Raw genomic sequence first — 14,060 nt, forward strand, 5'->3', positions numbered from 1 at the left:
CTACCTATGCTCAGTAAGATTTAATTTTTTACCTGCTACCCAAACTTTTTTAAGATGATTTATAACTTTTGCACTCAAATTAGCTGGTAAATCAACTAGAGTATAGTCTTTTTCTATAGATATATTACAGATATGTTTACTATCTATGCCACCTTCATTTGCTATAGCACCAACTATATTTCTTGGTTGTACATCATTTTCACGACCCACATCTATTCTATAGGTAGTTAGATCTATATCTACTCTCTTTGGTCGTTTTTTGTCAAACCTAGAATTATTATTTCTGTCTCTATCATTAAACCTATCACTAGATCTGGATGATCTATCATCTCTTTTAGTAGCTCTCTTTTCTTCTTTAGCCTGGATTTCCCTTGGGAAAAAGCCTTTCTTATCTTGTGCTAAAAGTGTAAGTACTGCTAATAAATCTTCTGAATCCAGCTCTAACTGATCCCGTATATCGATTATTATTTCTTTATACTTATCTAGGGATTTATTTTTTTCTAGAGCAGATGTTATTCTATTTTTAAAGTCATTAATCCTACTATCAGCAAGTTCTTTAGCACTTGGCATAAATACTTCTTCTAGTTTTGAATTAGTAAATCGCTCAAGCGAACGTAAAAATCTCATTTCTTTTAACGTTACTAAAGAAATAGAAACTCCTTCACGCCCTGCTCTACCAGTACGGCCAATTCTGTGAACATAAGTGTCTTCATCATTTGGCATATCATAGTTAATCACATGACTAATACGCTCAAGGTCTATACCTCTAGCTACAACATCAGTAGCAACTAAAATGTTAGATCTAGCACTTTTAAATTGCTCAACAATATATTCTCTTTGAGATTGCTGCATATCACCATTTATAGCAGCTACTTTATAACCAAGAGCTTTTAAATTATCTGCTACTTCTATTGTACTTGTCTTAGTTTTAACAAATATTACTACACCATCAGTTTCTTCTATTTCTAATAGTCTGTCTAAAGCATCTATTTTTCTAAAACCTTTAACTACTATAAATTTTTGTGTAATTGTATTAGCTGTTTTGGTTTTTGCTTTAACCTGTATTTTACATGGATTTCTTAAATACTCTTTTATAATATCAGCTATATCTTCCGGTATAGTTGCTGAAAAAAGTAGTCTCTGGCAATCATCAGATATGTGACTTAAAACCCATCTAACATCGTCAATAAAACCCATTCTAAGCATTTCATCTGCTTCATCTAATACTAACGCTCTTAGATTATCTAGCTTTAGTGTTCCTTTTTCAATATGGTCCATAACTCTACCAGTAGTACCTACTACTACTTGAACACCATTTTTAAGTGCTCTTATTTGTGAACCATATTCTTGTCCACCATAGATACAAGCAACAGATAAACTTGTGACACTTTTTGCAAAAGCTTCAAATTGTTCTGCTACTTGTATAGCTAATTCTCGAGTTGGCGCTAATACTAAGATCTGTGGAGATCTGCTTTTATCATTCAGATCTAAATTATTAATTAATGGTAATGCAAAAGCTGCTGTTTTACCCGTACCTGTTTGTGCTTGACCTAGCACATCTCTACCCGATAATATATATGGAATAGCATACTGTTGAATTGGCGTTGGGTTCTCATACCCTAAATTTATAACAGTATCTACAATATTTTGATCTAAGCCTAAAGAGCTAAAATCTTTTTTTGTTTCTGAATTCATTTTGTAACCGTAAATTAAATATTTTGAGAAATAATAATTTGAAAATTATGAAAATTTAAAATTATCCACGTGATGTAATTTCTAGTAGATGGTAGCCAAATTGCGTTTTCACTGGTCCATGAACAGTGTTTAACTCGTCATTAAAGACTACTTTATCAAATTCAGGAACCATTTGACCTTGGGAAAAAGTACCTAGATCACCACCTCTAGCTCCAGATGGACACAGAGAATGTTTTTTTGCAGCTTCTTCAAAAGTTATTTTACCTTCATTAATATCTTTTTTTATTTGTTCACATTCAGATTCTGACTGTACTAGCAAATGTCTTGCTGAAGCTTTCATAATTAAGTTCCTTATTTTTATTATTTACTATTGCAAATTACACCCCAAAGGATACATTATTTACTTAAAATTTACAACTTTTATAAATTCAGATACTACCTTGCAATATTTATGAACTTTAGGTGCAAGATTGTATCCTCAAGATACACGCCAAATTTAAATGTTATGTTAAAAGCTAGCATGCAATCATAATTCAAATAAATATTTAATGTATATTAAAAAATTTCATTATTAACTTCAAACTAAATAATAATATATGTTTATTTACTTTTATTTATTTTTATTTTAAGTATATAATAAATAATAGAAAATGTGAACAAATATTTAATTCATGTGGTAGCTAGAACAACCAGGAGTATTTATGACTAACGAAGAGTTTGATATATATTGGTATAAAACCTTATCAGCAATTGCAACCATATTATTAAAACATGGTTTAAGTGATATAAATCAAAACGCTATAGAACCTCTGGTTTCTCCAGAAAAGAATTATACAGATGCATCTAATAGAGAGGTATCTAATCCTATGGTAGCTTATAATAAATTAGGCCAACTTTTAGAATCAATACGTTATATGGCAAACAATCAAGCAAGTGATGCCAGTTTAGATGAAATACATAAGAAAATAAAATCTCAACTTAGAATGCTATATATCAGATATGCTAATCGTTTAAGCATAAGTCAGCTTATATTTAGCAAGAGCAATATGAATTTGTTTATAGAACAACCTAAAGATCCATCTAAAATTCGTGTAGTCAGCAACGGAGAAAGAATAACAATATCCAGAGCATTACTAAGTATGATCGGTGACTATTTAAATAAATCAAGTTATAGAAATTTTAGAAAAACAGCTATGATCAGTTATATAGAGCTGCCTCCTTTACCATTATTACCACTAAATTACCAAAACTATATTACACGGATAGTTGATACACAACCAATCTCCGCATTAAAGGTATTGGCGAATGGAAAAATAGTAACTGGACATAAACATGGTATTATAAAAATATGGGATTTAGATAATCCCACAAATATTCTTGAGTTAAGAACTAATCAATATCCTATTTCAGCGTTAGAGGTATTATCAGATGAAAAAATAATAAGTGGATCAGGTGATGGAACTATACGAATATGGGATTTAAATAGGCCTACAGATCTTACAAATCCTATCGTGTTAAGAGACGTTCGAGATTATATGACAATATTACAAATATTGCCCGATAGAAAAAAGTTGCTAAGCGCATCGTCACGTAATGACAATATAAGAGTCTGGGATTTAGACAACCCTACAAATCCTCCTCTTCTGTTACCGGGCCATCAAAAAGGTGTTTTAGCATTAAAGTTATTACCAGATGGAGAAAGGATAATATCCTCGTCGCGGGATGGAACTATACAGCTTTGGAATTTAAACACACAAACAAGTACCGTACTAAGAAAACAAACAGGTACTTGGGCGTTCGAGATGTTACCAGATGGAAGAATAGTAAGTCAAGGGGCAAATCACACTATAGATGTTTGGCATTTAAACAATCCTAGAGTTCCTACTCATGTGCTAAAAGGCCATAAAGCAGATATTCATAGCTTAAAGCTATTACCAGATGGAAGAATAGTCAGCGGCTCAGCAGATTATACTATAAGAGTCTGGGATATAACTGAGCCTGAAAGCCCTATCGTGCTAGAAGGTCATTTAGGGGCTGTTAATGAATTACAGATATTACCTGATGGAGAAATAGTAAACAGCTCAAACGATTGCAGTATAAGAGTCTGGGGTTGTCTAAATAAAGAAGAAAATATTAAAATAAACCGGCAATTTATAAACGTTGTTATAGATGAATATAAAGACAAAGTTAAAAATAGAAAAATATCTCTAGGCATAGCAGGGAAAAGAGTCAATAACAAAATATTACCTGACAATTTAGCAAAAGCAATAGTAAATATCCAAAATAATCCCGATGCTTTTGCTCTGTTGCCACACTCATTTTTTGAGAAATTTGTTCAAGAAATAGACTCTCAAGTTAAAACTACAAATGGTACCATTAAAAAAACAAAACTATTTACCTCTAGGGATGATGAAGTCACAAAATTATATAAACATGGAGTATGGCTTGAATTACGTCGCCTTTGGGTCGAAAAATTACCAAAAATTGTACTTGACAATTAAAGTTTACTCCAAACCAAGTTTTTGAGAGAAAGTTAAATATTTATTGCGAGAGATTTTTTTAACCTTTCTTTCAAGTCCACTTTTTGCTCTTTGGAGTAGGCTTGTGCTTGAATATTGCCCCATACTGGATTAGGCCAAGCTGGATCTGTAGTGAATCTTCCTATCACATGAATATGCATTTGTTTTACAACGTTACCTAAAGTAGCTATATTTAACTTATCAACTTTATACTCATTTTTTAAAAATACAGATAGCTTATTTATAATAGTGTTTATGTTATATTGAACAGAATCATCTAATTCATACCACTCTGTTTTATCTGTAAATGGGACAATAATAAACCATGGTAATATAGCATTATTCATAACAAGAACTTTACAGTCTAAAGTTTGACAGACTTCAAAAGTGTCTTTTCCTAAACGTTCATCTAATTTAAACATTAAAATACTTCCTAATTTTTTCTAAATCTTCTAATGTATCAACTCCTGCTGGAGTACTTTTTATAGCTTTGGCAACTGCAATTTTATAACCATTATATAAAACTCGTAGTTGCTCTAAAGATTCATAATTTTCAATAGGTGCTTTGCTTAAACTTGAGTATTTTTTTAAAAACTCTACTCTATAAGCATACATTCCAATATGCCTAAAGTACTCAGCTTGTTGAACTTGTTTATTCTCTGAAAAACCTCTTTCAAAAGGGATCGAAGCTCTACTAAAATAGAGAGCATAATTGTCTTTATCAAATACTACTTTTACATTATTTGCATTATATATATCTTCTGGAGAAGTTATTTTTTCACACAAAGTTGACACTACAGCTTTAGGCTTATTTACTAACAACTCTGCTACTTGCTCTATGTTTTCAATAGGTATTAATGGCTCATCACCTTGTACATTAATAACTATATCTTCATCGTTATAAGCAAGTTGTAAGACTGCTTCAGCTATCCTATCTGTACCAGACTCATGTTCAGGCTTAGTCAAAATCACATGTGCACCAAAGTTTTGTGCTATATCTTTTATTTTATGCGAATCTGTAGCTATAACTATGCTTTCAAATTTAGATTTAGAGACTTGCTCAAATACTCTTTGAATCATTGGTTTACCTGCTATATCAGCAAGCATTTTATTTGGTAGACGTGTAGAGTTTAATCTAGCTGGAATAATAATATGAATTTTAGCCATATTTTTTTATCTCTTCAATATTTAGCTTAGTAGCTTCTTCAACAAGCATAACTGGTATGTTATCACGTATAGGATATGCTAACTTATCTGCTTTACACACTAAAATTTGCTTTTGTTTATCATAGTGCAAGTTAGACTTACAAACCGGACAAACTAATACGTTCAAAACAGATTGATCCATTTACTTCACCTCTATTATAAATTCAAATTTAGCATTTACTTCTTTAGCTTCTATAAGCTTATAATCATTAACCTTACACCAAGCTGGTATATCATGCATTGTGCCAGGATCAGTACAAGTAACTTTTAATAGCTCTCCTGAACTCATAGTTTTAAGCATATTCTGAGTTTTAATCACCGGCATGGGACAAAGTAACCTTTCTAAACTTAATTCTTTCATTTTCATATATACCATTCTTTTTTAATTTCATCAGCAGAGATAGGCTTAACTTTAATCTCTTTGCTAGTACCGTCTAAGTAATTAAATACCATTGTTACAGAATCCTCAGTTTTACCTTGCGTAAATCTTCCTAAAACTTCTGCTGTAAATTTTTCATCAGACTTATTAAACTTACCATCTATCAAAGTCAAAGGACCTGCATGAGATGAGCAATAAACACTTATAAACTGATTTTTATAACCATTTAAGTAATTATTTTCCCCTTCTTCTCGCCCAACTATAAGTTTAAACTCCGGCTTAAAACGAATATGCCTACCTACTTTTAGAAGCATAATATCATCAAACTCATATTCTCGTGTATCTCTAGCTTGCCATAAATCCACGAGCTTATCAGAATATTGTTTATCTGTAAGAAAACAGCATCCTCCTGCTGGGGAGGCGTAATCCTCTATAGCATATTCTTTTGCTAAACGTATCTGATCTTTTCTACCCCTACCTGTAATGCCAAGCAATTTAGATCTATCAACCCAACCTTCTCTCTCAGGTTTGGTTTCCGGTAAATTCTTAGCACTTAATGGGCGCAATAAAAGATCATCTATACCAGATTGCTTTTGTACTACTGGCATTGTATCTTTTCTTTGTGACATTGGTCTTTGACCAATAACCTCTCCAGTTATTATAAAATCAAAACCATTTTCAATAGCCCATTGTTTTGCCTTTCTTACCATAAATATTTTACAATCTAGACATGGATTCATATTGGCACCATAGCCATATTTTGGATTCAAAAGGACATCTTTATATTCTTCTATCACATCTATGATATGCAGTTTTATTCCTAACTGCTCGGCAACCCATAGAGCATTATTTCTTTTTTGTTTTTCTTTGTCACGCTTACGGATAGCATGAGTATGTCCTTCAACACAAAATCCCGTAAAAAAATTAATCCCTTCAACGTGGATACCTTGCTCTTGGATTAACTTTGTAGCTAACATAGAATCAAGTCCGCCAGATATTAGTGAAACTGCTTTTATTTGTTTTTCCATCATGATAAATTGAATATAAACATTTTAAAATTTAAATTATTTGTGACGATTTTAACACATCCATGATAGTATGGGACTGTTGAAAGCTGAAATTAGGCAAAAAATAATAAGGCAAAAATATTTGAAAAAGCACAGTTTACATGTAGTAAATGAGCATTTTGAGAATATTTTTAACACAATTAGTGTTGTATAATTTCAGTTTTCAACAGTTCCAGTATTGACAGCTTGCTCCATATGCATACATATTATGGTTTAGAACCATTAATTATTAGCGATGAATTTATTAGGTTTTCTCTTGAGTGTTTTGCGCAATCTTCAAAAAAAGACTTCGTTTATATTTCTTTATTTACTGGAGTTACGGACTTTTAAATTTAAGCAGTCATTTTGAGTATTTTTTTCATTTTTATAATTTCCCTATGACTCGCTTGATTGGCGGCGATTAACATTTTCCTTTTCAACGCATAGTGATTTTTATTTGAAGCAAGTTTTAGTTTTTCAAGTTCAATAAATGCACCTATAGATAAACCTATATGGTTAAGCTGAGTAGTAATTACAGATGTAGGTGATTTAGCAAGACTAGCGTTTTGTTTTATACTTCGATGATAAACTTCTATATTCCATCTTTTTTGATAGATATCTTCTATGTGGTTACTCTCTAGGTTTAGATCATTAGTAATTAAATAAATCTCACCTGTTGAATTGTCCCCGTTTTTGAAGACTTGGCGAGTAACCACAAGACTATATTTTATATCTTTTAAATAAATTTTCATAGCCTCATTTTCTAGCAATCCTAATTCATCTAACCTACAGTAGTTACCAGCAAGAGCATTAGCTTTACTCTTAGCAACTAAACGATTATTTGCTATACCTATTACATACGAGAGTTTATGTTTGTTAAAGAATTTCAAATTAGTTTTAGAAGCAAAATATCTATCAGCTACTATATAATCAAAACTAGAGAAATTCTTAATAATTTTCAATATCAGTTTTCTTGCCAGTTCATTAATTGTGTAGCGTGCTTTACGCTTTAAGCGCTCCATACCTGCTTTATCTTTTTCTACTACAAAGTTTTCCTTAGTTTGTACTTCAAAGCCTACAGGAATATTAGCATCTCCAACGTGGATTAAAGCACTAATAAGATTGATGCCTTTAACTGCTCTACCTACAGAATGATCATAAAACCAGTTTACTACCTCATTGACCATACTATCAGATTTAGGACTTATTGTATTGTCTATAGATAATATCTTTGGCTTATCTTTGTAGGCGTTTAAAATACTTTTACCTTTTAACCAGACATATTTACTTTCATAACTACCAACTTTTAACATCCGAGAAAAACTATCATGCTTTACTAGTTCATCTAACATACTTGAACACATTGTCGCACTTGCTTGGGAGTTTTGACATAATAAATATTCAGTATATAGATTGGCTAATTCACGTTGTTTCATTTTTAGAACATAACATAGTTGATGTAATTATAAATTAACACATAGAAAACTTTTTCGCTTTAACTTTTTCCCAAAAGTCCGTAACTCCAGTTATTTAACATTATAAGTTCTTTTTATAACCTCCATGTCACCATACCATTATAACTCCATTGCCTAACCCGCCGACTATTCTCCCATTTGGCAACAACTCCAACGCGGTAACCCAATTTGTACCTCTTAGCGTAATAACATTTGTAAAATCATTTAAATCCCATACTCTTATAGTATGATCTGCTGAGCCGCTGACTATTCTTCCGTCAGGCAATAATATTAGCTTTGTAATTTCATTTTGATGTCCCATTAGTATGATAGGATTTGCAGGATTGTTTAAATCCCATATCCTTATAGTCCTGTCTGCTGAGCCGCTGACTATTCTTCCGTCAGGCAATAATATTAGCTCTGTAATTTCATTTTGATGTCCTGTTAGTATGATAGGATTTGTACGATTGTTTAAATCCCATATCCTTATAGTCCAGTCTGCTGAAACGCTGGCTACTCTTGTATCTGATAATAGCATTAACTTTCCAAGCCAATATTCATTTCCTCCTAGCGTAATAGTGTTTGTACGATTATCTAAATCCCATACCCTTATGGTACCATCCCCTGATGTATTAACTATTCTGCCATCAGGCAATGATATCACATCTCCAACCCAGGCTTGACACTTTAGTACGATAGGGTTTGTAGGATTATCTAAATCCCATACTCTTACAGTACGGTCTCCTGAGCAACTTACTAGTCTTCCATCAGGCAATAACTTTAATGCTAGAATCCCAGCTTGATGGCCCATTAGCATGATAGGGTTTGTAGGATTATTTAAATCCCATACTCTTATAGTACAGTCTTCTGAGCAACTTACTATTCTTCCATCAGGCAATAATTTTAACGTCGTAACTCTGTCTTGATGCCCAGCTAATATGATAGGGTTTGTAGGGTGGTCTAAATCCCATACTCTTATAGTATGATCTACTGAGCCGCTGACTATTCTTCCATCTAAAACAGCTAGAGCTTTAACAGCGCCTTGATGGCCTATTAATGTAATAGGGTTTTGATCATTTATTGGTAATAGTGGTAAAGGAGGCAGCCCTTGAGAATTTAATTTACATACTCTCCTAAAGGATTTATAACTTGAACCATCTAAATATTCACATATCAAACCTATTGTATGCTTATTTATAATTAATTTTTTATTGCTACTAACTTCATATACCAAAGCAGATGGTGTTACTCCAGCGCCATATATAAGTTTACTCATATTTAAATGCTGCGCGTATAAAACATATAACCTCTTAAGCTCAAACTTTATTTTGTTATGTATCCTTTCTAACTCTTGGTCACTTATGCCATTGTTTTTTATATAGCGTATTACCTTTAAAAGAGATCCTACTTTAGTTATAGTAGTCGTAGGGTTAGACATATCATCATAAGCAGGCTCTCTATACAATAAGCTTTCTATTGCCGTAATAGTTTTTTCTTTATAGGCTTTGTTCATTATACTTGAAGGCCTGGGTGCATAGTCTAATAACATCGTCACAAGTGTTGATATAGTTTTATACCAGTAAACATCAAAATCATGATCAGTCATAAATGTCTCCTGTGTTAAATTACTCCTTTTTTAGAAAAAACTGATTTATCAATTCAGGGGCTGTTGCAAGCTGGAATTAGATGGGTGGTAACAAGGCAAAAATATTCGAAAAAGCGCAGTTTACATGTAGTAAATGAGCATTTTGAGAATATTTTTAACACAGTTAGAAACATATAATTTTAGTTTGCAACAGTCCCATTCAAGATATTTTTCGTTTTCATTATAGCATCAACCTACTTATGTGCTCTATATGCTACAGCAAACCCTATATATTCTAATCCTAACCGGCAAAAATCTTGGACTTTGATTATAACTAAAACTAGTTTGTGACAGAACCTTTTTTATTAATGGCAACATTTGTCATATAAACACCTAAAAATATTACCGCACCAAAGAGTAAAGATAATGGTGATAGTGTTTCACCATAAAATATAAATCCTATAATTATAACTAAAAACGGCATAATATTTTGAAACACTGCTGTCTTATAAACACCTATTTCTTCTAACGATTGTAAATACCACACATAAGATGTTACTGTAGCAAAAACTGATATATACATCATACTTATCCAAAAAGACAAATCTGTATCTACAAGCTCGCCAAAATCAGATTTAAATAAGCTAACAATAGCAAACATAACCATACCGACAATAGCACCGTAGGTATTTATAGTTATCATATTTATACCTTGTCTGACACAACTTTTGCCTAAGATAGCATAAGCACTAAAGCATAGAACTGCTAAAATACTTAGTACTTCACCTAAATTAATTGATAGACCCACCGTGCATTCTGCATCTGTTCCATAACCTGAAAATGATACAACTCCTACTGTCCCCAAGAGTGCTACTAAAATGCCTAGCTTAGCTTGCAAATTTACCTTCATTTTAAAAATGTAACTACATAAAACTGTTATGAAACAAGGAGAAAATGCGTATATAATAGCTATGATATTTCCTGATATTAATTTTTCAGCCCATAAGAATGCGATGTTATATAAAAATACACCAAAGAAGCCTATAGCAATTATATAAAGCCACTGTTTTATATTTAATTTTGGTAACAGTGTTTTAGTATAATAATAATGAACAAGTAAAAATACTAATGAGGCAAATACATAACGAATAAATCCCACCAAATATATATCTACATACTTTAAAGGTAATGGTGCTATATGATATAAGCTAGCCCAAAATGTAACAGCCAGCAATATTTTAACGTAACTTTTAGTGGAGGTATCCATAATAACGTATAGCAGTTTATTTATTATTGATTAAATATTCTACTATATTCGGGTTTACTAAGGTAGATGTATCACCAAAGTCTTCATAATCTCCAGCTGCTATTTTTCTTAAGATTCTACGCATAATTTTACCCGATCTAGTTTTTGGCAACTCTGGAGTAAATTGTATAACTTCAGGAGTAGCTATTGGACCTATTTCTTGTCTTACACACGTTACTAGAGATTTCCTTATATCAGCTAAAGTTTGCTCATCGTCTGCTATACCATCTTTTAAAATACAGTAAACATATATAGCCTCACCTTTGATTTCATGAGGCATACCGACAACCGCACTTTCTGCAACATCTTTATGCGTATCTAAAGCCGCTTCGATTTCTGCCGTTGCCATTCTATGACCAGAGACGTTAATAACATCATCCATACGCCCTTCTATCCAAATATAACCATCTTTATCACATCTTGCAGCATCACCTGAGAAATAATACCCTTTAAAACTACTAAAATACGATTTTATATATCTGTCATGGTCATTATAAATAGTTCTTGCCATACCAGGTGTTGCTCTTTTAATACATAAAGCTCCCTTACCTTCGCCTAGTATTTCTTTACCATCACTATCAATAAGAGCTATCTCAACTCCAAAAAAAGGTTTTGTTGCTGAACCTGCTTTTAATTTATGTGTACCTGGTAAAGGAGTAATCATGATACCACCTGTTTCTGTCTGCCACCAAGTATCAACCAAAGGAGCTTGATTATTGCCTGCTTTCTCAACAAACCATTCCCATGCTTCTGGATTAATCGGTTCACCAACTGAGCCAAGAACTCTCAAAGACTCTCTAGAAGTCCCTTTCAAATAGTCATCACCTACTTTAATTAAAGATCTAATTAAAGTTGGAGCTGTATATAATATACTAACTTTGTGTTGGTCTACTTCTTGCCATAATCTTGAAGCATCTGGATAAGTTGGAACGCCTTCAAAAATAACCGAAGTAGCTCCATTTGCAAGAGGGCCATATACTACATAAGTATGTCCTGTTATCCAACCTATATCTGCTGTACACCAATATACATCATCATCTTTATGGTCAAATACTATTTTATGTGTAAAACTTGCATATACTAAGTAACCACCTGAAGTATGTACTAAACCTTTAGGTGCACCTGTTGATCCTGAAGTATAAAGCATAAATAATGGTGTTTCTGAGTCAAAAGCTTGTATTTCATGCTCTTTTGACACCTTTTTACACTCATCATTATAACATAAATCTATTTTATCATTCCAAATAATATTTGCTGTATTAGTATTACGTACAACTAAAACATTTTTTATAAAATCTAACCCTATGATAGCTTTATCAACACTTGCTTTCATGGCTATTCTTTTACCGGATCTGACTCCTTCATCAGCCGTTATAACAAAACTACTTTTGGCATTGATTATACGCTGCTTTAATGCTTCTGATGAAAAACCTCCAAACACAACTGAATGAATAGCTCCTATACGAGCACAAGCTAGCATTGCATATATAGCTTCTGGTACTAAAGGCATATAAATCGTAACTATATCGCCTTTTTTAACTTTATTTGCCTCTAGAACATTTGTCATTTCACATACACTGTGATACAGCTCTTTATAGGTGATTTTTTTGGATTTATCTGGGTTGTCAGCCTGCCATATAAAAGCCACTTTATCAGCCTTATCTTTTAAATGCCTATCGACACAGTTATAACAAACGTTTAATTTACCTGTTTCAAACCATTTTATATCTACTGGATCAAAGCTACTACTATATGCTTTGTCAAATGACTTATGCCAATAAATACGATTGGCTTGCTTAGACCAAAACTCCTCTGGGTTACTTAAAGATTCTTTATATTGTTGCTCGTAAACTATTGAGTTAACATGAGAATTTTCAATAAATTTCTGTGAAACCTGGAATTTAGAATATGACATAAATAACAACCTACGAGTTAATATTTAATCCTATGTTATCACACATAAATTAAACATCGTTACTTTTATTTATCTATTAGATAGGTAGCTTTTAAACTTTTCCCCTAGCTCTGGGTGGCGTAAAGCAATCTCATAATTAGCTATTAAAAACCCTAACTTACTCCCACAATCGTAGCGAGTTCCTTTAAACTCGTAAGCTAATAATTTTTCTTCTTGATCAATTAGTTTCGCTATAGCATCTGTAAGCTGAATCTCTCCACCAGCGCCTTCAGAAGTTATTTCTAAACATCTGAAAATTTTATTCGGCAAAAGATATCTACCAACTACCGCATTTGTTGATGGAGCTTTATCAGGTATTGGCTTTTCAACAATTGCTTTTATGATATTTTCATCATTTTTAGCTATTATGCCATAAGATTGTGTTTTATCTTTTGAAATTTGTTGAGTGGCTATACAACCTCTAAGATCAGTACCCTCAACAGTTTTTATCATCTGTTTAAGTGCTCCTGTTCGACAATCATGATTGTAAATAAGGTCATCAGGTAAAATTACAGCAAAATCCTCTATCCCCACCAAGGGTTTTGCACACAATATAGCATGGCCCAATCCTAAAGCTTCTGGCTGGCGCACAAAGAAAAAGCTAACATCTGTAGGGATAATATTTTTTACGGTTTCCAATAATTCATATTTTTTCTTTTTTTCTAAAGAATATTCAAGTTCAAAATTTCTATCAAAATGATCTTCTAATGATTTCTTATTTGAACTTGTCACAAATATTAACTCTTTACAACCAGCTTCTATTGCCTCTTCTACAGCATACTGAATTAATGGTTTATCAACCACCGTTAACATTTCTTTAGGACAAGACTTAGTTGCTGGCAAAAACCTAGTACCCCAGCCAGCAACAGGAAAAACAACTTTTCTAATTTTCATAATTTTGACACTACCTTAAATT

At 32.4% G+C, this 14,060-nt stretch carries 13 protein-coding genes; 1 reads left to right on the forward strand and 12 read right to left on the reverse strand.

Annotated features, from left to right (window positions below; translation table 11 throughout):
• Complete coding sequence (locus tag E4K63_RS04790; protein WP_133941725.1) at nt 1-1,695, reverse strand: DEAD/DEAH box helicase; 1,695 nt, start codon at nt 1,693-1,695, stop codon at nt 1-3.
• Between the two features lie 61 nt (nt 1,696-1,756).
• Nucleotides 1,757-2,035, reverse strand: a complete 279-nt coding sequence (locus E4K63_RS04795; protein WP_039124542.1) for a peptidylprolyl isomerase — start codon at nt 2,033-2,035, stop codon at nt 1,757-1,759.
• 361 nt (nt 2,036-2,396) lie between these two features.
• Here E4K63_RS04795 and E4K63_RS04800 point away from each other — a divergent pair, with 361 nt between their 5' ends.
• Nucleotides 2,397-4,196 carry a WD40 repeat domain-containing protein gene (locus E4K63_RS04800; protein WP_133941726.1) on the forward strand — a complete coding sequence of 600 codons (1,800 nt, stop codon included), beginning with the start codon at nt 2,397-2,399 and terminating at the stop codon, nt 4,194-4,196.
• Between the two features lie 32 nt (nt 4,197-4,228).
• Here the strand turns inward: E4K63_RS04800 and E4K63_RS04805 are convergent, their stop codons facing one another.
• The 10 genes from E4K63_RS04805 to galU form a co-directional block, all read right to left on the reverse strand.
• Nucleotides 4,229-4,636, reverse strand: a complete 408-nt coding sequence (locus E4K63_RS04805; protein WP_133941727.1) for an HIT domain-containing protein — start codon at nt 4,634-4,636, stop codon at nt 4,229-4,231.
• Nucleotides 4,629-5,381 (reverse strand): 3-deoxy-manno-octulosonate cytidylyltransferase, encoded by a 753-nt coding sequence (gene kdsB, locus E4K63_RS04810; RefSeq protein ID WP_133941728.1) that lies wholly within the window; start codon nt 5,379-5,381, stop codon nt 4,629-4,631. Before kdsB ends, E4K63_RS04805 begins: the two co-directional genes overlap by 8 nt.
• On the reverse strand, nt 5,374-5,562 hold the full coding sequence (locus E4K63_RS04815) for a Trm112 family protein (protein WP_133941729.1): 189 nt from the start codon (nt 5,560-5,562) through the stop codon (nt 5,374-5,376). The genes kdsB and E4K63_RS04815 overlap by 8 nt, the downstream gene beginning before the upstream one ends.
• Complete coding sequence (locus tag E4K63_RS04820) at nt 5,563-5,787, reverse strand: sulfurtransferase TusA family protein (RefSeq protein WP_133941731.1); 225 nt, start codon at nt 5,785-5,787, stop codon at nt 5,563-5,565.
• Complete coding sequence (locus E4K63_RS04825) at nt 5,784-6,830, reverse strand: tRNA (5-methylaminomethyl-2-thiouridylate)-methyltransferase (RefSeq protein ID WP_133941733.1); 1,047 nt, start codon at nt 6,828-6,830, stop codon at nt 5,784-5,786. Before E4K63_RS04825 ends, E4K63_RS04820 begins: the two co-directional genes overlap by 4 nt.
• A gap of 368 nt (nt 6,831-7,198) precedes the next feature.
• A complete protein-coding gene (locus E4K63_RS04830; protein WP_179965672.1) occupies nt 7,199-8,281 on the reverse strand; it encodes an IS701 family transposase in 1,083 nt (360 codons plus the stop codon).
• Nucleotides 8,282-8,408: 127 nt separating this feature from the next.
• Entirely contained in the window at nt 8,409-9,905 is a 1,497-nt protein-coding gene (locus E4K63_RS04835; RefSeq protein WP_133940268.1) for a WD40 repeat domain-containing protein, read from the reverse strand.
• A 319-nt stretch (nt 9,906-10,224) separates the two neighbouring features.
• The gene (locus E4K63_RS04840; RefSeq protein WP_133940270.1) at nt 10,225-11,151 is read right to left on the reverse strand and encodes a DMT family transporter; all 927 of its coding nucleotides are present in this window, start codon (nt 11,149-11,151) and stop codon (nt 10,225-10,227) included.
• A 16-nt stretch (nt 11,152-11,167) separates the two neighbouring features.
• A complete protein-coding gene (gene acs, locus E4K63_RS04845) occupies nt 11,168-13,105 on the reverse strand; it encodes an acetate--CoA ligase (RefSeq protein WP_133940272.1) in 1,938 nt (645 codons plus the stop codon).
• Between the two features lie 69 nt (nt 13,106-13,174).
• The gene (gene galU / locus E4K63_RS04850; RefSeq protein ID WP_133940274.1) at nt 13,175-14,038 is read right to left on the reverse strand and encodes a UTP--glucose-1-phosphate uridylyltransferase GalU; all 864 of its coding nucleotides are present in this window, start codon (nt 14,036-14,038) and stop codon (nt 13,175-13,177) included.
• Nucleotides 14,039-14,060 lie beyond the last annotated feature (22 nt).

It is taken from the genome of Allofrancisella inopinata, from assembly GCF_012222965.1.
GTDB classification, from domain to species: Bacteria; Pseudomonadota; Gammaproteobacteria; order Francisellales; family Francisellaceae; genus Francisella; species Francisella inopinata.